The sequence below is a fragment of the Microcystis wesenbergii NRERC-220 genome (genome assembly GCF_032027425.1).
GTDB lineage: Bacteria > Cyanobacteriota > Cyanobacteriia > Cyanobacteriales > Microcystaceae > Microcystis > Microcystis wesenbergii_A.
Genome location: NZ_JAVSJA010000001.1, coordinates 4,656,588 through 4,676,309, shown reverse-complemented (window position 1 = coordinate 4,676,309; position 19,722 = coordinate 4,656,588). Strand labels below are relative to the sequence as shown.

18 protein-coding genes are annotated in these 19,722 nt (G+C 45.1%); 8 read left to right on the top strand and 10 right to left on the bottom strand.

Annotation, left to right across the window (positions count from 1 at the left end; translation table 11 throughout):
* Position 1: 1 nt before the first annotated feature.
* From RAM70_RS22775 to RAM70_RS22760, 4 genes are all read right to left on the bottom strand, one after another.
* A complete protein-coding gene (locus RAM70_RS22775; RefSeq protein ID WP_312675753.1) occupies positions 2–433 on the bottom strand; it encodes a DUF29 domain-containing protein in 432 nt (143 codons plus the stop codon).
* Positions 434–488: 55 nt separating this feature from the next.
* Complete coding sequence (gene cpcE, locus RAM70_RS22770) at positions 489–1,301, bottom strand: C-phycocyanin alpha-cysteine-84 phycocyanobilin lyase subunit CpcE (RefSeq protein ID WP_045360466.1); 813 nt, start codon at positions 1,299–1,301, stop codon at positions 489–491.
* Positions 1,302–1,444: 143 nt separating this feature from the next.
* Positions 1,445–3,220, bottom strand: coding sequence for a pyruvate kinase (gene pyk / locus RAM70_RS22765; RefSeq protein WP_045360468.1), 1,776 nt, complete (start codon positions 3,218–3,220; stop codon positions 1,445–1,447).
* 157 nt (positions 3,221–3,377) lie between these two features.
* Positions 3,378–5,072: an iron uptake porin gene (locus RAM70_RS22760; protein ID WP_045360470.1), complete on the bottom strand. Its 1,695-nt coding sequence runs from the start codon at positions 5,070–5,072 to the stop codon at positions 3,378–3,380.
* 652 nt (positions 5,073–5,724) lie between these two features.
* Here RAM70_RS22760 and RAM70_RS22755 point away from each other — a divergent pair.
* Genes RAM70_RS22755 through RAM70_RS22745 form a run of 3 tightly spaced genes read left to right on the top strand, consistent with a single transcriptional unit; the run spans position 5,725 to position 7,604 of the window.
* Positions 5,725–6,540: a Ycf66 family protein gene (locus tag RAM70_RS22755; RefSeq protein ID WP_045360472.1), complete on the top strand. Its 816-nt coding sequence runs from the start codon at positions 5,725–5,727 to the stop codon at positions 6,538–6,540.
* Positions 6,541–6,552: 12 nt separating this feature from the next.
* Positions 6,553–7,089, top strand: a complete 537-nt coding sequence (locus tag RAM70_RS22750) for a TolB family protein (RefSeq protein ID WP_045360474.1) — start codon at positions 6,553–6,555, stop codon at positions 7,087–7,089.
* Positions 7,086–7,604 (top strand): TolB family protein, encoded by a 519-nt coding sequence (locus RAM70_RS22745; RefSeq protein WP_002731904.1) that lies wholly within the window; start codon positions 7,086–7,088, stop codon positions 7,602–7,604. The genes RAM70_RS22750 and RAM70_RS22745 overlap by 4 nt, the downstream gene beginning before the upstream one ends.
* A 194-nt stretch (positions 7,605–7,798) precedes the next feature.
* Here RAM70_RS22745 and RAM70_RS22740 read toward each other — a convergent pair whose 3' ends face one another.
* Positions 7,799–8,896, bottom strand: coding sequence for a patatin-like phospholipase family protein (locus RAM70_RS22740; protein WP_045360475.1), 1,098 nt, complete (start codon positions 8,894–8,896; stop codon positions 7,799–7,801).
* 522 nt (positions 8,897–9,418) lie between these two features.
* Positions 9,419–10,708: a glucose-1-phosphate adenylyltransferase gene (locus tag RAM70_RS22735; RefSeq protein ID WP_052277712.1), complete on the bottom strand. Its 1,290-nt coding sequence runs from the start codon at positions 10,706–10,708 to the stop codon at positions 9,419–9,421.
* 206 nt (positions 10,709–10,914) lie between these two features.
* On the opposite strand from RAM70_RS22735, the gene RAM70_RS22730 reads away from it, so the two are divergent.
* The 3 genes from RAM70_RS22730 to RAM70_RS22720 all read left to right on the top strand — a co-directional run bounded on the left by RAM70_RS22730 (position 10,915) and on the right by RAM70_RS22720 (position 14,455).
* Positions 10,915–12,279 carry a collagen-like protein gene (locus RAM70_RS22730; protein ID WP_288001994.1) on the top strand — a complete coding sequence of 455 codons (1,365 nt, stop codon included), beginning with the start codon at positions 10,915–10,917 and terminating at the stop codon, positions 12,277–12,279.
* Positions 12,280–12,613: 334 nt separating this feature from the next.
* The gene (gene dusA, locus RAM70_RS22725; RefSeq protein ID WP_312675967.1) at positions 12,614–13,609 is read left to right on the top strand and encodes a tRNA dihydrouridine(20/20a) synthase DusA; all 996 of its coding nucleotides are present in this window, start codon (positions 12,614–12,616) and stop codon (positions 13,607–13,609) included.
* A 15-nt stretch (positions 13,610–13,624) separates the two neighbouring features.
* Positions 13,625–14,455, top strand: a complete 831-nt coding sequence (locus tag RAM70_RS22720; RefSeq protein WP_190380540.1) for a DUF362 domain-containing protein — start codon at positions 13,625–13,627, stop codon at positions 14,453–14,455.
* A gap of 43 nt (positions 14,456–14,498) precedes the next feature.
* Here RAM70_RS22720 and RAM70_RS22715 read toward each other — a convergent pair whose 3' ends face one another.
* From RAM70_RS22715 to RAM70_RS22705, 3 genes are all read right to left on the bottom strand, one after another.
* Positions 14,499–15,950: a sugar transferase gene (locus RAM70_RS22715; RefSeq protein ID WP_288001969.1), complete on the bottom strand. Its 1,452-nt coding sequence runs from the start codon at positions 15,948–15,950 to the stop codon at positions 14,499–14,501.
* A gap of 113 nt (positions 15,951–16,063) precedes the next feature.
* Entirely contained in the window at positions 16,064–16,414 is a 351-nt protein-coding gene (locus RAM70_RS22710) for a Rieske (2Fe-2S) protein (protein WP_045360481.1), read from the bottom strand.
* 8 nt (positions 16,415–16,422) lie between these two features.
* Positions 16,423–17,004, bottom strand: a complete 582-nt coding sequence (locus tag RAM70_RS22705; protein ID WP_045360485.1) for a DUF1997 domain-containing protein — start codon at positions 17,002–17,004, stop codon at positions 16,423–16,425.
* 432 nt (positions 17,005–17,436) lie between these two features.
* Between RAM70_RS22705 and pgeF the strand changes: the two genes are divergently transcribed.
* Both pgeF and fmt read left to right on the top strand, forming a co-directional pair.
* On the top strand, positions 17,437–18,231 hold the full coding sequence (gene pgeF / locus RAM70_RS22700) for a peptidoglycan editing factor PgeF (RefSeq protein WP_312675744.1): 795 nt from the start codon (positions 17,437–17,439) through the stop codon (positions 18,229–18,231).
* 41 nt (positions 18,232–18,272) lie between these two features.
* Positions 18,273–19,250: a methionyl-tRNA formyltransferase gene (gene fmt, locus RAM70_RS22695; RefSeq protein ID WP_312675742.1), complete on the top strand. Its 978-nt coding sequence runs from the start codon at positions 18,273–18,275 to the stop codon at positions 19,248–19,250.
* A gap of 29 nt (positions 19,251–19,279) precedes the next feature.
* Here the strand turns inward: fmt and RAM70_RS22690 are convergent, their stop codons facing one another.
* The gene (locus RAM70_RS22690; protein ID WP_045360488.1) at positions 19,280–19,660 is read right to left on the bottom strand and encodes a cyclic nucleotide-binding domain-containing protein; all 381 of its coding nucleotides are present in this window, start codon (positions 19,658–19,660) and stop codon (positions 19,280–19,282) included.
* Positions 19,661–19,722 lie beyond the last annotated feature (62 nt).

The window sequence follows — 19,722 nt, the reverse complement described above, 5'->3', positions numbered from 1 at the left end:
TTTATCGCCAAACTTTTTTCTGTAAAATCTGACTAATTTCTTGGGGAAAAGGACAATCATCGGGAAAGTTAAAGGATTGATAATCGGGGTTATCTCGCAAGCTTTTTAAAGCCGTGGCATAGCAATCTAAAAATACTTGCTCCCAGTAGGGTTTTAAACTAGGAGAATCCCTCAAAAGTTCCTCTAGTTCCCGTTGACTGCGCCTAATAGTTTCTTGCCAACCTCGATAATCCTCAACGTAATCAGTATAGCAAAGTTTGAGGCATTGTTCTAAGATGGTGGTTAACCGGTTGCGGAGTTCACGTTTTTGACTTCTGCCCAAACTTTCTATCTCCTCGATCAAGTTTTCCCAGTCAACTTTATCAAAGTTTTTTTGTTTTAACAGAGTGATTGTCTCGTTCAGCCAGCCAGCATAATCAGTTTGAATTAGCATAAAAACCTCTGGATTGCATCGGTTTTAATTTAGATACAAAATAACCAATGATTAATTACAATAAACTATCCATTAAAGTGAGAATTTCCGAGATATTTTCGCCCCTAGAATTGTTTTTTAGATATTTTTCTAAAAGTTCCTTGAGAGCAACCAGTTTCAGACTATTTTCCGCCAAAGTATTAGCGATCGCAGGAGCAGCCGGCAGATAACCCGTAGCGCCTAAATCCATTAAAGCAGAACGACGCAGCTGTAATTCTTCCCCTTGCAAGGCATTAATCAGAATATCGCCATAGTGGGGGTTAGCCGTGAGTTGATAGAGGGCGCGGGCAGCCGCATAACGCACTTTTTCGACGAAATGCTTTAAAAACGGTTCAATGAGGGGAATCGCTTCCGTCGCTTGCAGGGTTCCCAAGGCTTCGATAATCGCTTCGTAGGGTTGGACTAAATGGGGTTTTCCCGCCACCAAAACGGCCACTTCGATGCCACCCTCTAATAGTTTCTTTAAAGGTGCGATCGCTCTTCGATCCTGAAGCATTTCCAATGCCTGGGCCGCCGATTCACGCACATAATAATCCTCGCAGTCGAGACAGGCAATTAATGCGGGAAGACAACTGAGATCATCTAATTTCCCTAAAGCACTGGCAGCATTGCGTCGCAGGGGATAACCGCCGTCGGGAGTGCGATCGCTTTCGTCCTCTAAAGCGGCAATTAACGCCGAAATCGCCTCCGGTTGACGAACACGAAATCTACCCAACCACCAAGCGGCATAATAACGCGCTCCTAGGTCTTCTCTTTGCTGGATATTAGCGATCGCTTGTTCAACAGTATAGGCCGGATTATCGACGGGAGGAGAGTAAGAATCGCTCATAGACAAGTGAAAATGGGTGTGGGGTGTGGGGTGTAGGGTGTGGGGTGTGGGGTGTGGGGTGTGGGGTGTAGGGTGTGGGGAAGTGGGGAAGTGGGGATAATAAATAAAAGCTGCCGACCGCCGACCGCCTCCTGATAACCGACTCAGTTTTTCATAGTTGCTGCGCCATTGCCAATACCAGAATAAATTAAACCCCGTTGAGCATCGAGACTAATGATCACCCCTTCGCGGATAATTTTCGTGGCATCTTTAACCCCGACAATCACAGGAATACCCAATTTTAAACCGATAGTAGCGGCGTGATTATTCATCGCAGTATCTTCGGTGATAATTCCGCCAGCTTTCCGCATCATATCCACATATTCGGCGCTGGTGGTGGGAACGACTAAAATCTCCCCATGACTAAAACTACCCACTTCCCGGGCATTATGGGCCACTCGCGCCCGGCCACTAGCCACACCCTGGCCGATCCCCGTACCCTTGCCCAAAAGGGATTTTACCACTTCCACTTTAATTAAATCCGTGGAACCGGCCACCCCTTGCAAAGTTCCCGCCGTCATCACCACTAAATCACCATCTGCGAGGAGGTTATTTTCCTGGGCAAGATTCATCGCCACTTGAAAAGTTTGGCTGGTGGAGGGTAAATCGAGTAATAACATCGGTTTTACGCCCCAAACTAGCTGTAACTGCTGTGCCACTTCCCGATGGGGAGTAACGGCTAAAATCGGGGTTTTGGGGCGAAATCTGGAGACGTTACGGGCAGTAGAGCCGGTTTTGGTCAGGGTAATAATTGCCGCTGCCCCCAATTGTTCGGCAATTTGACTGACTGCCGAGGAAATAGCGTTAGGAATCGATTGTTTATTGTTAGAGCGAGCGGCACTATTGATCTGTTCCCGTTCGATCCTTTCGGCAATGCGGGCCATGGTTGCCACCGCTTCGATGGGATAATGACCCACAGCCGTTTCATTGGAAAGCATGACCGCATCAGTGCCATCTAAAATCGCATTAGCTACGTCAGAAACCTCGGCGCGGGTGGGACGAGGATTACTGGCCATACTGTCAAGCATTTGAGTGGCGGTGATAATCGGGATGCCTAGCTGATTAGCGGTATTAATCAGGCGTTTTTGCAGGATTGGCACGTCTTCGGCTGGTAATTCTACTCCTAAATCTCCCCTAGCCACCATAACACCATCACAGAGGGATAAAATTGCCTCCATTTCCTCGATCGCTTCGTGTTTTTCAATTTTAGCGATCACGGGGATAGATTTACCCGCACTGGCGATTAATTCTTTAATTTCGAGGATATCTTGGGGATTACGCACAAAACTAAGGGCGATCCAATCCACATCCCACAGCAGTCCGAACATTAAATCTTTTTTGTCCTTATCGGTTAAAGCTTTCACCGACAGATAGACGTTGGGAAAATTCACCCCTTTATTACTGGATAAGACACCCCCAACCACCACGCGACAGGACAGGTCTCCTTTCAGGCGATCCACTGATTCCACCCGCATTTCGACTTTACCATCATCAAGCAGAATTCTCGAACCTTCTGGGACTTCTTGGGCTAGAGAGGGATAGCTAATGGAACTTATTTCCTGATTACATTCCACATCCCTAGAAGTAAGGGTAAAGGGTTCCCCCGGTTTCAGGGTAATCGACCCACAGGCAAATTTACCTAAACGAATTTTTGGCCCCTGTAGATCCTGAAGGATGCCAATCGGTTGATTGAGTTCAAAGGCTAACTGACGGATCAGGTTAATGCTGTGACGATGGTAATCGTGATCGCCATGGGAAAAGTTTAATCTAAATGTCGTCGCCCCCGCCTTGATCATCTGACGTAATGTTTCCTTATTTTGCGAGGCTGGGCCAATCGTGGCCACAATTTTAGTGCGACGGGGGAAAGACAGAGAGTGCATAGATAAGCAACTAAATAGGCGAAGTAAATATAGCGGCGTTTGGTACGCTTCGCTCATCTTCTCATAAATGGTTATACCCAGTGATAAAGTTAAAAGTAAAAAAACGGTGAGAGCTACAAATCCCACCGTTCTTATTTATCGAGTCCGTCAACCTAGCTTAGAAACGGAAAGTTGTCCGGAGAACACCAACAAAAATGGTGTCGTTATTACGGTTGTTAGCATTGAAGATCGCATAAGCACCGGGGGTAATCAGAATATTTTTGGTGACCGGGAACTTATACTGAGCTTCCACCATGTAGGAAGTGCCATCTTCCTTGTCGGAACGGGGTACTTGACCCCCTCCGAAAGAAAGGGCTGCACCTTCGGCAAAGAGATCGAGGACAGAAAGATTAAGGTTCCAAGACCAGATACCAGTGTTATTGTCTCCGATCGCATTGTTAACACCAGTGGCCGAGGCATCAGCGTAACCACCCCATGCCGCTACATTTAAGAGTCCTGGTATAACTTGGGCGCTCGCTTGAAGACCGAAACGGTTAGCTACAGTGCCGACGTTACCGAAGGGACGTTCCGTGAGAGGGCTGCTGACGTTACCGAATAACCCGGAACTCATACTAGCCGCAGTTTGATAACTGCGAACGTAAACGAAGTTAATATCGGCAAATTTAATAAAGGAGAAACCTACTTGCGCGCCAGCACTGTAGGAACCATTAAATAAACCGCTACCCTCATTAGGATTGCTGGCTCCATTAGTCCCACCCTCGGCTAGGTAGGTTCCTGTGACTTGGAAAACATCCCCGATATTAAATCTGACCGCCGCACCAACACCAGAAGGAGCACGGAAGACGATGTTATTGTAGCGTTGACCGCGAGATAAAGCACCTGTACCGCTATCGGCGAGGAAGGGGTTAGCAGTGATGAAAACATCATCAAGGTTCAGGGCGTTAGCACCAACCCAAACGGTGATGTTACCGAAGGGAGTACCGATGGGAGCGCGGTAGAACAAGTCATCTATGGTGACATCATTGTCACGACCGTCATCGTATGCTAGACGGGTCATGTTGGTTCTCGTCGGACCGTTTTGGTTGAAAGTGGTGTTAAAGTTACCTGCTTGTAAACGGGTTCTTAACATATCTTTACCGGTGAAGCTGGTTTCAAAGTTGAGTCGTACCCGGTTATTAAATACAGCTTGGGTCTCATCTTGATTGCTGCCATCAGTAACTGTACCGTTGGTATTGGTAACGGAAGCCTGACCACCCCAGCTATCGGCGATACTGAAGATGACCTCACCTCTGAGTTTGGTTGTGGTAGAAAATTGATTATTTTCCAAGAAAGCAACGCGCTGTTCCAGGTTGTCCACTCTAGCCCCTAAAGCCGCTAGTTCGGTCTCAAATTCTTGAACAAGACGTTTTAATTTATCGATATCTTCTCTGAGTACCCCAACACCATCTTGAATTAAACGTTCCATGACGTTTAAACAGGCGTTTAAACCTGCGGCAAATTCCCAACGAGTGGTGGCGCGATCACCGCGGAAGGTACGGTCGGGATAACCAACGATACAACCGTAACGTTCCACAAGACTTCTTAATGCCTCGTAGGCCCAAGCGGTGGGAGATACGTCCCGCAGTTGGTTAACGCTAGTCACCTGGGACATGGAACCCTGATAAACACCCGTATTAATCTGCTGACTATTTTGGGCGCGTTGAATGCGATCGAGTTGTTGTTGCGCAGCCGGATCAATTTTAAGTTGAGGTGTACCCGGCATAGTTTGAGCCCCTGCGCTGCCAGCAGCCGCTACGGAAGCACCTAATACTAAAGGAGTTACCTTTACTAAATTCTTGAATAGTTTTGACATGGGTCAATCCTCACACCTTATTTTATGGATTGAATGGACTATTAATACAAACAGACTATATATCTAGCCTGGATCATACTCACATTCTATGCTAATTCCCTCTTGCCTAGGTTAAGTTAATTTTATGATATGACAGAAAAATTTCTGTCTGATCTTACTTAAATAGAACTTACGCACTTTACAAATTCACCATGAGCTGCATCAATGAAAATCCCTCCTTTCAGACTTGCGGCGATTAACTCCAACGATAGCGATCGCTCAAAAGTGATCAAGAAATCACGTTAAAATGCCTGAAACCCCAATATCACACTTGGTCAATCCTGTCAATGGGTTATTTCTAAAGATTTTGTTAAGATATCAGCCGTCAGCCTTGGCTCAGTTATCAGTGATCAGATGTGAGTTGTCAGTTCACTGATTACTGTTTACTGTTCACTGATCACTGATAAAATCTCCCCACTTCCCCAACAATAGTTGTGTGAACTAGGCTCGATCGAGTAAGTTAGAATCGAGGATGATAGATATAGTGCTAGACTTCGGGGTTAGAATATAGCTCGACTCCTTGAGTTAAAAACAGCAGGATTGCTTCTGAAAGCTGACCGCTATGGATAAAGGACTCGATTCTTGAATTTAAGCACCGAGAAGGGAGATAAAGATGGTCAATTTTGGGCTGAATTCGGCCAGTATCTTAGGAATTTTTCTGGCAGTGGCCGGAGCCGGGTTATACTTCCTGCGCTCGGTGCGGCCGGAACTTTCCAGGGATCATGATATATTTTTTGCCGCCGTTGGGTTACTGTGCGGTTTAATTCTACTTTTTCAAGGGTGGCGACTGGATCCGATTTTGCAATTCGGACAATTTTTGCTCACTGGGGCAGCGGTGTTTTTTGCCTTCGAGACGGTAAAATTGCGGGGTTTAACCACGGAACAGGCCCGCCGCGGCACGTCTTTTGTGGATGAACGTCCTGTGAGTCGGGAATATCGGGCCGAATTAGAACCCCTCGACACCTACGAACCTGAGGAACGTTACGAAGATAATCCCCGTTTACGCGGTTACGATGATCCCCGCTCTTCCCGTACTTCTAGTTATCAGGACGAGGAACCCCGCAGCACCCGCACCCGTCGGCCGGCCGATCCTAGCAGTCGCAAAACCAGTAATCGTCGTCCTCGCAATAGTTCCCCCACTAGCGATCGAGATGTTTATGATCAGCGCCGTAGCGGTGATGATTGGGAAGAAACCAGTCCCCGTCCCCGTCGTCGTCCCGCTAGTGAAGAGACGAGCAGTAAACCGCCCCGCACTAGCCAAAAACGTCGTCCTCGCCCAATAATTGCGGACGATCCGCCATTTAAAGGGGAATACGTCGATTATCAACCGATCGATCCTAGGGATGCCGGCGATCGAGAAGATTGGGAGAGACCGGATAATAGTGAACGGGAGTCGAGTAATGATCATCCGACTAGGTTTGATTATTAAGGAGTAGGTCTGATGACCAAAGCTCCCTTTTTCCTGTTTATCTGCTTGTTTTTAGGGGTTATAGGCGGTTGTAATCTCAATAACCCCGGTTTATCTACAGGAACCCTCAATAGTCGCTATAATGACGAAAAACCTGCCCTGAGCGGTGATGGTCGTTGGCTTGCTTTCCTGTCTAATCGTCGCGGTAGTAATCAGATACTGCTTTATGATTTGCAGACAAAACAATACCAGACCCTAGGGGGATTATATACGGGTCAAGAAATTACCGATAGCCCTAGTTTAAGCCAAACGGGGCGTTATCTGGCTTATGTGGTGATTATTGAGGGTCGTCCCTTCATCGCTTTATATGATCGCATCACCGATCGTTCTGAGTTATTGAGTCAAAATTATCGCGGTTGGTTACGAAATCCCCGTCTTAGTCCCGATGGTCGTTATCTTGTCTTTGAGTCCGCTCGTCGGGGACAATGGGATGTGGAGGTTCTCGATCGCGGTCCGAATATCGAGTTAGATCTTCCCGATGGCAGTCCCGTTGAAAGTCCCAAACCGTGAAACGTTATTTTTTTATTAGTCTTGTTGCTGTAATTAGTTTGTTAACTGGATGTGCGGGTTATCCCAGTTTATTATCTTTTCCTTTCGATCGAGGGGGGAGAAGTTTAAATAGTGCTGCTAGTGAATTAACTCCCTATCTTGCCTCTCGCTATCTCGTTTTTGCTTCCGATCGCAATGGTTCCCAAGCTATCTATCTTTTTGATGCCATCGATCGCCGTTTACTGTCTTTACCCGGCCTCAATTCTCTCGATCAGATCGCTTCTAGTCCTTCCATTAGTGAAGATGGTCGTTATATCGTTTTTACTGCCAGTCGTCAGGGAAAAACGGCTATTTATCTGTACGATCGACAAACTCAACAGAGAAGGGAAATTGCTCCCGATCTGCTCGCGGAAGTACGCAATCCGATCATCAGTGCCGATGGTTCTAAAGTGGCTTTTGAAGCGGCAAAAAATGGGCAATGGGATATTATGATTTACGATCTATCTGGACGGGTATTAGTCAATGAAAATCAGTGATCATTAGATCTCTTGTAAAAATCAAAAATTGTTGTTAGGGTTAGGAGTCGGTCGTCAGTAGCCGGTCGTCAGTAGCCGGTCGTCAGTAGCCGGTCGTCAGGAGAATTAAGAATGAATAATAATCAACTGAATGGTCTATTTAAGGATTTTGTGCAATTTAATCCTTATTTTTGCCGTTTTTGAAACCTCAAAAACTATCTTAAACCCATAGCTTTTAGTCGATGTTCTAGAAACTGTTTTCCCTGTTTTTCCCCGTCAGCGATCAGACGCTGAATATTGGCGGGAGAGCGATCAAGTTTACTTTCATAGTTGAGACTATTGGCCAATTCCGCCGACATTTCGATCATCGGGATATGGTAATCCTGATCGGGATCTTCCGGGAAAGATTTAGGAATTTTAAATGGTTCTGTTAAGGCAATCTCCCGCAAGAATTCCTCTTTAAAGGCTCCTTTAAGAAATAATTGATTGATCAACTCAATCTGATCGAGACCTTGAAATAGGGAAACATTGCCTTCTAATTCATTGCGGCGATCAGCAATATCATCGGATTGCACGGGGATCTTATCTCTAGAGGTGGGATTAATTTTAATTACCCAAATTTCATCGGGAATATTTTCGATTCCAACAAATTCACGGCGAATTAAAGAACGGATGGGGGGATTATCAGAAAATAGTCCATCCCAGTAGGCCATAGTTTCAATGGTGACAGCAGGAAAAATGTTAGGAACACAAGCAGAAGCTAGGATATGTTCAATTTTAACTGCTTCCTGGCGCGAGTTAAATTTACTTAACTTTCCTGTCAGGATATTACAGGCCCCAATTAATAAAACTGGGGGTTCTGGTTTAGCTCCCCAAGTGGCTAATTCCGAGAAGTCAATATGCGCTCTTAGTAACTGATCAAAGTTGGTAAAGCGACTGCGTAAACCGTAGGTAGCTATAGAAAATAAGGTTTTAGTAATCGGAGAGGAAGGACTGAGATTATACTGGGGAATTAATCCTTTGCTGGCTAATTCTAGGGTTTTAATGGCTGAGTCATTAAATAGTTGTTCTTGGGGAGTTCGAGCGCTATTATCTTCCCAAAAATCAATCATTCTTTTCCAAACGATGCTATCACCTTTTTTGAGAGCATACCAGGTGAAAAAGGCACAGATAGCACCGCCAGAAGTACCACTGAGACTGACAATATCAAAGTAATCTTGCACTTTATTGTCAAATAATGCTTTTAATGCACCGGCAGTAAAAGCAGTTTGACTGCCGCCTCCCTGACAAGCGATCGCAATTTTGGCTTTCATAAATATCCTTTGAATGGCTTCTATCTAAGCCCTAGGCTTTTAATTTAAGGTTAATTGAAAACCTAGAATCGAACCCAAAAATATAGAAATTTTTCTGATTTTCAGAAGAGCTGCCCGGGATATTTTGCCATCACTTCTAGGAAAGGATAAGTAGGTAGGTATTAAAAACTTTCAGATCCCCCCGCCTATCGGCACCCCCCTTATCAAGGGGGGCAGGGGGGATCGAACCTAAAATCCATTGTTAATTTAATTATAACCAGCTACTTAGGGTTTCAAGGGAATTTTCTAGGTAATTAAGTACCTAAGCAAAATTAATTACACATATCTAACCACCTCTTGCCTCTTGCCTCTTGCCTCTTGCCTATCTTCACTAGGAAATTAATTTTGCACGACTACTTAGCTGGCGAATCGGGAAGCAATTAGCTGAAGCCATCAGTCTTCAGCTAGAACAAGGTGATAATAACTAGAAAAACTGATAACTGATAACTGATAACTGATAACTGATAACTGATAACTGATAGATTAAATCACCGTCCCGTCGGGAATAGTGGCATTTTTGAAAATAACCACGATGCCGCTGCGAACATAGAAACCTAAATCTTCGCGATTAGCTTCTTCCACACGATCTTTGTTAACAATTAAAACATTGGAACCAATGCGAGCATTTTTGTCCACAATTGCCCGACGAATAGTGGAACCGGGACCGATACCCACGGGAACTTTGGCATTTCCGATCAGACTTTCCCGTTCGGGGAAAGACTCATAAAAGTCGGCTCCCATCAGCATTGTATCCTCGATCGTGCAGTCTTTGCCGACTCGACTACGAATACCTAAAATCGAGTGATGGATGCGAGATTCTTTGAGAATACAACCTTCAGAAATCATCGATTCCGTCACCGTACAATTGAGCATTTTTGTGGGTGGCAGATAGCGAGAACGGGTATAGATGGGGGCTTTTTCGTCGTAGAAACTAAAGGCGGGATTGGGTTGTTGGGTCAGGGCGAGATTAGACTCATAAAAGGCCTCAATCGTCCCGATATCTTCCCAGTAACCCTTAAATAAATAAGCCTGAAGATTGTAGTCTTTAGCCGCCGAGGGAATAATTTCCTTGCCGAAATCGGTCTGTTCTTTATTGGCATCGAGCAGATCGATTAAAACATTCTTTTTAAAGACATAAATTCCCATGGAAGCGATGTAGGGACTTTGACGAGCTTGGTCGGGACTTAAGCCTAAAATCGTCGTATCTACCCGCATTCTTTCCAATTCTGCCCCTTTGGGTTTCTCATAAAAATCAACAATTCGCCCCGAATCATTGATTTTCATCACCCCAAAAGCGGAGGCCCGACGTTCATCGATGGGAACCACCGATAAAGTGATATCGGCGTTGGTTTCCCGATGGCGTTCGATGAACTTGCTGTAGTCCATGCGATAGAGATGATCTCCCGAGAGAATCAGATATTCATCGATATCCCAATCCTTCATCGTCCAGATATACTGTCGTACCGCGTCGGCCGTGCCTTGGAACCATTGAGGATTTTCCATGGTTTGTTGAGCGGCCAAAACTTCCACGAAACCATCACTAAAACCCGTAAAATTATAGGTACGATTGAGGTGACGATTGAGGGAAGCGGAATTAAATTGCGTCAACACATAGATTTTGTCAATCTGGGAGTTAATACAATTGCTGACGGGAATATCAATCAGGCGATATTTTCCCGCTAGGGGGACGGCAGGTTTGGCCCGCAGTTTCGTTAACGGATAAAGGCGAGTTCCAGCCCCGCCACCTAAGATAATAGCTAATACTTTTTTCACGCGCGTAACCCTCGCGATTGGCTGTTTCCTTCTCAAAGTAAGTGTAGGATGATAGCGCACCTTATTGATAGAGGGGAAACAAAAATCTAGATCTAAAAGTCATCAAGAGGGAATCGATGGGAGTCTTTGGGGATAAATTGGCTAAAATTATGAATTTCTGGGCTAAATCATTAATATTCACCTTTTTTCTCCCTTTACCGTACCTAATGCCCGCCACGGTGACGGGCGATCGCTGTTCTTGGTTAGCCCAAGGTTCCGATGTACAGACTTTCGGTAAACAAGGCCAAAGCGGAAAAGCTGGCAAGGTCGGCGGCCAAGGCAAAAATAGTGACAGTTTAACCCTTTTTCTCGATGGTTCTCCCCTAAAACTCGATATTTCAGGACAAAAAGGGGTCGATGGTGAAAATGGCAGCAATGGCAGCGATGGCAACTGTAGCGGTCAACCGGGCAACGTCACACGAAATCTCCAGGCGGCCGGTGGTGGCAACGGTGGCAATGGGGGTGATGGCGGTGATGGCGGTAATGGCGGCGCTTTAACCCTCTATGCCACTAATTTAGATTTTTTAAGACAAGTAACGGTCAATGCGGCCGGAGGCGCCGGGGGTTTTGGGGGTCAGGGAGGCCAGGGGGGCAAGGGTTGTCGCTGTTCCCAACCTTTTTGGACAATTCAAACCTGCAGCGGTAGGCCGGGTGATGCCAATTATAGCTGTACCACCAGAGAATTTAGCTGTCAGGATGGTCTCGATGGGGCGACGGGTAATAGTGGTCGTAACGGTCGCGGGGGACGTTTAGGACAGTTAACTTTAATTCAAATCGATCGCCCTTTAACTGCCGATCAACCGAGCGCAACTGTTCCCCTTTCGGAGTTAAAAGAACGGGGTTATATTCTATCTAAAAATAGTTGGGAAACTCGCACCGGGGCAATATCTTTATTTGCTCCCGGTTCCCTGATCGATGATCAATATCGGATTTTATTAGATCGATCGGAACGTTCTTTTATTTTAATTTGGAATGCGCCCCAAGAGTTTAACCGGTTTGCTAATCAACGTTTTACTTTAACCCTCGATGATCAAAAGGAAATGAGGGTAACTGTCCCCAGTGAATTGTGGATCGAGGGAACCACTCAAAAACGCAATAATGTTACGGAATTTGTCGTTTATAATGCTGTTTTTGAACGAGATGTCACCCAATTAGAAGCAAAAGGTATTACAGGAAATGGTACTGATTTAAGGCTTTTTCTCGAAGATAAAGCTTCCCAATCGAATTTAATCGGCACTAAATTTAAAGTGCGTTATCGGGTCACTCGTTGGCAAGCAGACGACCTACAAACCAGTCCCAGAACCGATTTTGTTACTCGCTACGAAGGAGATATGCCTGCTAATTTAGTCCGACAGGAGGGCAATCAATTTATTCTGGATATCGGTCAATTACCCTTACCCGTGGAATCTTTGCGATCGGGTACGGGGATAGAAATCGAGTTACTTGCCACTCGTTCTTTTGCTGGTTATTCCAAAGAACAAAAAATCGTCATCCGCGACACGATTAAAGGGGCAAATATGCCACGGAGGTAATTCAAAAAAGTCCCCTTCTCCTTTCTCCGGTGCAGTCTTAACCAGTAATTTAGATAGCCAACTTAAGTAGCTGGTTATAATTAAATTAAAAATAGATTTTAGGTTCGATCCCCCCTTAGTACTAGGGTTGATTCATAGTAGGGTTGATTCATGAATCAACCCTACCCTTAGTCCCCCCTTGATAAGGGTGGTGTCTGATAATTTTTAACGCCTACCTACTTACCAAAAAGCTTTAAAATATGTTGAGAGGAAGACCGGTTCTTCTCTGGGGAAACCCAGAGAATGTCCTGATCAGCGATCGATGGCTACCCTCAAGGAGAAAATCAAGGGAAAGATGGGCAATATTTTAAGTGTGGCGCCGATGATGGATTATACCGATCGCCATTTTCGCTATTTTTTGCGACAAATTAGCCGTCGTCCCCTTCTCTACACGGAAATGATCACGACGATGGCGATTAAACACGGCGATCGCTATAAGTTGCTGGGGTTCTCCCTAGCAGAAAAACCTCTAGCTTTGCAGTTAGGGGGTGATAATCCCTATCTTTTGGCAGAATGCGCTAAAATAGCCGAATATATGGGTTATGACGAGGTAAATCTCAATGTGGGTTGTCCTAGTTCTCGGGTAAAAGAGGGCAATTTCGGCGCTTGTTTGATGGCTAACCCGGAATTAGTCGCGAGGGGAATATCGGCAATGAATCAAGCTGTATCGATTCCCGTGACTGTAAAACAGAGAATTGGCATTGATAATCAAGATAGTTACGAAAATATGGCGAATTTTGTCCGTATTGTCGCAGATGCCGGTTGTCAACGTTTTACCATCCACGCGCGTAAAGCTTGGTTACAGGGATTAAGTCCCAAGGAAAATCGCACCGTCCCCCCCTTACGTTACGATGATGTTTATCGCCTAAAAAATCAGTTTCCCCATTTGTTTATTGAAATTAATGGCGGTATCATTAATTTAGAACAGGCTAGACAACATTTACAATTAGTAGATGCGGTCATGATCGGTCGGGCAGCCTACGATAATCCCTATTTATTTGCCACAGTCGATCGAGATTTTTATGGGGAATCGGTTACTCCTCCTACCCGGGAAGAAGTAATCAAAAAAATGCTTCCTTACATCGATGAATGGGTGAGTAAAGGTTATAAATTACACCAGATCAGCAAACATCTTTTACAGCTTTTTGCCGGTCAGCCCGGAACTAAGGCCTGGAAGCGTTATATTAGTGAAAATAGCCATTTTCCTGGGGCTGATTCTGGGGTAATCTGGCAAGCTTTACAGCAGGTAAACTCCCTAAATGATCTGGCTAATCTGTCCACTTCCCATTGATTTATTTTCCTCTCTATGATTACCCAATCCTCAATTACTGCCGGGGTAAAAAATTCAGCTATGGCGGATTTTGTTTATCAACCTCCCCCGGCAGCTATCACGGCTAAACGTATTTTAATTAAACCTAATTTAGGTTATCCTGTGCCACCACCCGTAACGGTTAGTCTGCCGGTATTAAGTCAAGTTTTGCGGGGATTGAGAGGGGTAAATACTGGGGCAGAAATTATCTTGGTAGAGGGAGTATGTTCGGCTATTTCTTTGAGAGAAATTATCGATATTTTGGGAGTAAAATCTATTCTCGATCCCGGAATAACTATTCTTGATGCTGATAGTTTACCACAGAAAGAATATCCGAATCTTTCTCCTTTTCCTGTCCGTTTTACCTCGATGTTTGCCCCTAAAATTATCGAAGAAGTGGATTGTCGGATCACGATTGGAACCTTAAAACGCACCCATTTAAAGGATAAACCCCTGATTTCTGCTTCTTTAAAAAATCTCTATGGACTCTTTCCCCGTAGTCATTATAAGGCCCGTAGTCCCAACTCGCGGGGGCAATTACATCGCCCCTCCGTACCGCTAATTTTACAGGATGTTTATTTTTGTATCGGTCATCTTTTTGATGGGGCAGTGGTGGACGCTAATCTTAAATATTTTAGTAGTAATTGGCGACCGGATCGAGGAAAATCTATTCCTCTCGGTCAGGTGTTTTGGGGTGATGATATGATTAGCGTGGATCGCAGTGCTTGTCTGTTAGGTGATGAACCGATGCCGAGTTATTTAGAGGCGATCGATTTGCTTCGTTCTCAACTTTTAAACGGAACTAAAATAGACAAACACTTGTATTAAATAAGAGCCAGCTTATTATTTCTACTGCCTTCATTTCCATTGATTAATAAGCACCCTTACCAAAAAGAACAATTCGCAGGGTTTCCACTAAGATATCTAGGTCTAAATTCAAAGACCAATTATCGATGTAATACAAATCTAAGCGGGCTGCATCGTTAAAATCATCGATATCCGAGCGCCCAGAAATCTGCCATAGTCCGGTAATTCCGGGTAAAACTTGATGACGGATATGATGCCATTGGGCGAATTTTTCCACATCCCGCAGGGGTAAAGGTCGCGGACCGACTAAACTCATTTGACCTAATAAAACATTAAATAATTGCGGCAATTCATCGAGGCTAGTTTTTCTGAGGAAATGACCACCTTTAATAATGCGCGGATCGTTTTTAATTTTAAATAAAACTCCATCCTGATTTTCGTTAGCGGACTCTAACTGCTCTTGTAGTTGATCAGCATTGACTACCATAGTGCGAAACTTCCACATAAAAAAGGGTTTTCCCTGTAAACCCACCCTCTCCTGTCGGAAAAAGACCGGTCCTGGAGAAGAAAATTTTATTAATAGAGCAATAACAATAAATACAGGTGATAGAAGAATCACACCCAAAAAAGCCCCGATAAAATCGATCATTCTTTTGATCCGATAATCCCATCCTAAAAGTAAAGAGGCCTGGACGCGCAAAGTCGGTAAACCGGCGATGATTTCCGGTTGACCGCGACGATAGAGAATTTCGCGACTGGAGGGGAGAAGACGCAGGGTAATCCTCGATCGCCGCAATTGCCAGTATAATTTTGACGCTAGGTCCGTATTGGGAATATCATCGGCCAATACTTCCACCGCCCCAGAATCGGCGATCGCTTTTAGGGTAATGGGTGAGTTAGCGTCCTTAGCCAAGGCCGCCCCAACCACGGCATAATGATAGCGTTTTTCTAAGATCGAGGCTAATTTATGAATTCTAGCGGCGGGAGCAATAATAAAAACCGCTAATTTGCTATTTTTTGGCTGTATTTGTCGGATAATTAGGGTACTGATCAGACGAAATCCGAAGACGAGAATAACACTAAAAAACCAAGCACTGAAAAAAAGCGATCGAGGTGGATCTAATTTCGGATCGTAAAAATAACCGACAACTAGAGAGCATAGGTAAACAATGCTAATTAATTGACCGGTTTTTAGATAATCTTGGCTTTTTGGAGAAGGACTATACAAGCCATTTTGTGCGAACAAAAATACTATCGCCCCAGCAAAAATCCAGAATAAACTAGGCAATCCCAACCAATTCCACCAGACTAATCCGGAAGGGATGGGGGAGAAAAATTGATTAAAATAACGAGCGCCAAACCAAGCCGCCGCTAGAGCCAAAATATCCCCCAAAATTAGCACCGATAAACCTTGCCATTGGGGGCGAGTGCGACGAAACCAGTGGATTCTCTGGGGTGAGCGAATATCGGATAGCCACTGACGGGGGAAACGGTGCATGGGAGGAGCAAGCGTCACTGAGCTTGTCGAAGTGCGGTGGCGAGGTGGCGTTTGGCATTCTCAAAGATTAACCCATTGTCGGTTAACGCAACTACTCTTTAGGTTGCCCAAAAACCTCCCTCAGTGATCAGTTATGCGTCTATCCAGATGCTGCCGTCTTCGATGCGAAGGGGATAAACGGGTAAAGCTTGGGGTTGAGAAACTGTCGCCATCGCTTTGTTAACCACAGGGGGCCAGGTAATCCAGTCTTTGACAGCACCAGTACAGAGATCAAACGAACTACGATGCCAGGGACAAACGATCGCGCCATCCTCGGTAATTTTGCCTTTCGTCATCGATAATTTGAGATGAGGACAACGGTTGCCGACGGCGTGGAATTGACCGTTATTGTTAATCAAGAGAATGGAACTCTCCCCCACTTTTACCACTTGACGGGCGCCGGGGGCAAGGGAATCTACAGATAATACTTTTGTCCAACTCATATTTTTATTTAACCAAGGGAGAGATCGAGAATGGTTTCGGGGTAATTTTGGCCAATAATGTCCTGTTTAGCCCATTGTTGGTAATCTTGCAACAATTGACTCATTAAACGCTGTTTAATCCGCAATAAAACCCCTTTTAAGAGACTATTGCCGGCGATTTCTAACAGCGGACGCGGGGTTAACCATAATGGCGGTGGCAGGGCGACTTTCACCTCAAGATTGGCTTTTCCCGCTAGATAGGTTTGATTATTTTTCTCCACAGGAGCGAGTTTGCCTTGAACATCGAGACTAAAGCGATCATTAATATAATCAATACCTTTGATCTGACAGTCTTCTGATTGCAAAAATATCGTCCCCCCAGAGGTGGCCCAGACATTGAGAATAACCGTGGGCTGAAAATAGTACATATCCAAGAAGTTGAGGGGACGCATTTTCAGGCGAAACTGGTTCTCAGACAATTGTTCTGTTAAGCTAGTCTCAACGATAGCCTGTACTAATCTTTGCGGTTGGCGCAGATAATGCTGAATCGGGATGGTTTGTTCAGCAACAACAATTTCTAGGGATTCGGCAGCGGTAAAAGTTACTTCCATAAGTTGGCTATCTTAAATTTGTCTCCCTTCTTAATTTTACTTGACAAAACTTATGCTTTTCGGCAGTCGAGATGTAGAAATTTTATCGCTAAGAGGGGACGCAAACAGGATTTTTGCCAAGGAAGTGGGGTGTGGGGTGTGGGGTGTGGGGTGTGGGGTGTGGGGTGTGGGATGAAACCCAACGCCCGCATAGTTTACGCTACCGCTAACCCATCCTACTGGACTGTTTCAGCTAAAATAGGGCAATAGATTTCGGCTTAAAGTCTTAGATTATAAAATTTATAGCATTTTTCTAACACACCAAATTAGCTGAAACAATTCACTACAAATAATTGTGCCTACCTACTTAATAATCTTCCGGTTGCCGTTTGCCAGGCTCAGAACTAGGATAGGAGGGAACGAGGTGTTAATGCAGCAAGAGAGGCTTATACTGTGACCAATGTAGCGATCGATGTCCGATTAACCAGGACTTCTCTGTGGCAATGGCAAACATGGCAAGGATTGCCCTATCTTACCTGTAATCTCCTAGAGGACTGGTCCCACGGCTTTTTTACCCGTCATTATTACCCCCAAACCCCGGAAGCTTTTACGGGTGCTTTAGGGGCAAATGTACCAGTTTATCGGGTCAAACAGGTACATGGCGATCGCTTATTAAATCCCCAAGGGATTACTAACCCGGAAATTGTCGAAGCGGATGGAATTATCACCGATGCTTCCGGTCAAGGGATTTGGGTGGCCAGTGCTGATTGTACGCCCGTACTAATAGGCGATCGCTCTACGGGTGTTGGGGTGGCGATTCATTCTGGATGGAGAGGGACAGCCAAAAGGATAGTTCCCAAAGCAGTTAAGCAGTTATTAAAATCTGGTAGTTGTTTAGATAACTTAGCGCTGGCCCTGGGGCCGGCAATTGCCGGGGAAGTGTATCAAGTAGATGGAGAAGTTGCCGCAGAAGTGGGTTTAAGTTTATTTCCCCAAGAAACCAATCCTGACCAAATTCTGGCGAATTTATTTAACCTCTCCCCCTCCCCTTTATTTGCTGACGAGAAAAAAGGAAAAGTGCGCTTAGACGTGCGACGGGTGATTTATCATCAACTACAACAGTTAGGAATTAGGGATGAACAAATTGCGATCGCTCCTTTTTGCACCTATCAACAAGAAGATCATTTTTTCTCCTATCGTCGGGAAAAAGCCAAAAAAATCCAATGGTCCGGCATAGTTAGTCGTTAATGATTACTGCACACTGATAACTGAAAAATCCCCCCTCTCCCATGCGTATTGTTTTTTTCGGAACCCCGACTTTTGCTGTTCCCACCCTAAAAAAATTATTAGCCAATCCCGATATAGAAATAATTGCCGTCGTTACCCAACCGGACAAGCGCCGGGGAAGGGGCAATCAATTAATCCCCTCACCGGTGAAACAAATAGCCATAGAACAGCAAATACCGGTTTTGCAGCCCAAAAGTGTCAAAAAAAACGCTCGAACCTTAGATTTTCTCAGACAATCGCGAGCGGACGCTTTTGTAGTCGTTGCCTACGGACAAATTCTCTCCCCAGAAATCCTAGAGATGCCGAGATTAGGCTGTATTAACGTTCATGGCTCAATTTTGCCGAAATATCGGGGAGCGGCCCCCGTGCAGTGGTGCATCGCTAGGGGAGAAAAAGAAACCGGCATTACCACCATGTTAATGGATGCGGGCATGGACACCGGACCGATGTTACTGAAAGCCTACACCCCGATCGCTCTTTTTGACAATGCCGAACAGGTGGGAGCAACCCTAGGACAAATGGGGGCGGATTTGCTCCTAGAAACCCTCTCTAAGCTCGATCGAGCAGAAATTACCCCAATTCCTCAAAATAACGACGATGCCACCTATGCCCCTTTAATTCAAAAATCTGACTATCTAATCCACTGGCAAGATTCGGGCCGGAGAATTCATGATCGAGTCCGGGGTTTTTATCCTCATGCGCTGACCACTTTCCGGGGACAACCCCTAAAAGTGATGGCCACTATTCCCCTAGAGGATCCTGGTCAACTTCCTCCAGAATTACAGACAAAAGACCTTTCTCATCTAAGCGGAGAAGTGGGATCGATCGTGGCTCTCTGGAAAAATTTCGGGCCGGTAGTGCAGACGGGAGAGGGTTTATTATTATTAAAAGAAGTGCAATTATCGGGAAAATCACCGCGTTCTGGTGGGGATTTGGTCAATGGTTCCCGTTTAACTATCGGTGAGATTTTCGGTCAATAGTTTTCGGGGTATGGCTTTCCTTTGCTCCTCTATGCTTCACCGGTGAAGATTTTTTTCAACTTGCGAAAGCGATCGGAATAACTTCTTAACACTTCGATCGCAAACATGGGGGTTTCCTGCACGGCAAATAAAAACTGCGGTTGATTGAGATAGGCTAATTTACAATCAGTTTTGGCAATAGCTGTGGATTCTCGCAGTTTATCGCCATGCAGGAGCGCTCCTGCTCCGAATACATCCCCTTTTTGTAGAGTTTCTATCAATTGCCCCTTGACATACATCTCCACCTCTCCCCTAAGAATACCGTACATCAACTCGCCCTCCGTGCCATCTACAAAAATAACTTCACCAGCTTGAAAAGTGCGATCGGGATGATTTTCGAGAATTTTAATCGTTTCTACGGGACTTAACATGATTTAACAATAATTTTTCGGGTTATCTCTCCCATTTTCCGATATATTGAACTCCCCGATCA

Bases quoted from the DNA above. Each gene is read 5' to 3' on its own strand.
- RAM70_RS22775 (WP_312675753.1), bottom strand. From the start codon at position 433: ATGCTAATTCAAACTGATTATGCTGGCTGGCTGAACGAGACAATCACT.
- cpcE (WP_045360466.1), bottom strand. From the start codon at position 1,301: ATGAGCGATTCTTACTCTCCTCCCGTCGATAATCCGGCCTATACTGTT.
- pyk (WP_045360468.1), bottom strand. From the start codon at position 3,220: ATGCACTCTCTGTCTTTCCCCCGTCGCACTAAAATTGTGGCCACGATT.
- RAM70_RS22760 (WP_045360470.1), bottom strand. From the start codon at position 5,072: ATGTCAAAACTATTCAAGAATTTAGTAAAGGTAACTCCTTTAGTATTA.
- RAM70_RS22755 (WP_045360472.1), top strand. From the start codon at position 5,725: ATGGTCAATTTTGGGCTGAATTCGGCCAGTATCTTAGGAATTTTTCTG.
- RAM70_RS22750 (WP_045360474.1), top strand. From the start codon at position 6,553: ATGACCAAAGCTCCCTTTTTCCTGTTTATCTGCTTGTTTTTAGGGGTT.
- RAM70_RS22740 (WP_045360475.1), bottom strand. From the start codon at position 8,896: ATGAAAGCCAAAATTGCGATCGCTTGTCAGGGAGGCGGCAGTCAAACT.
- RAM70_RS22730 (WP_288001994.1), top strand. From the start codon at position 10,915: ATGCCCGCCACGGTGACGGGCGATCGCTGTTCTTGGTTAGCCCAAGGT.
- dusA (WP_312675967.1), top strand. From the start codon at position 12,614: ATGGGCAATATTTTAAGTGTGGCGCCGATGATGGATTATACCGATCGC.
- RAM70_RS22720 (WP_190380540.1), top strand. From the start codon at position 13,625: ATGATTACCCAATCCTCAATTACTGCCGGGGTAAAAAATTCAGCTATG.
- RAM70_RS22710 (WP_045360481.1), bottom strand. From the start codon at position 16,414: ATGAGTTGGACAAAAGTATTATCTGTAGATTCCCTTGCCCCCGGCGCC.
- RAM70_RS22705 (WP_045360485.1), bottom strand. From the start codon at position 17,004: ATGGAAGTAACTTTTACCGCTGCCGAATCCCTAGAAATTGTTGTTGCT.
- fmt (WP_312675742.1), top strand. From the start codon at position 18,273: ATGCGTATTGTTTTTTTCGGAACCCCGACTTTTGCTGTTCCCACCCTA.
- RAM70_RS22690 (WP_045360488.1), bottom strand. From the start codon at position 19,660: ATGTTAAGTCCCGTAGAAACGATTAAAATTCTCGAAAATCATCCCGAT.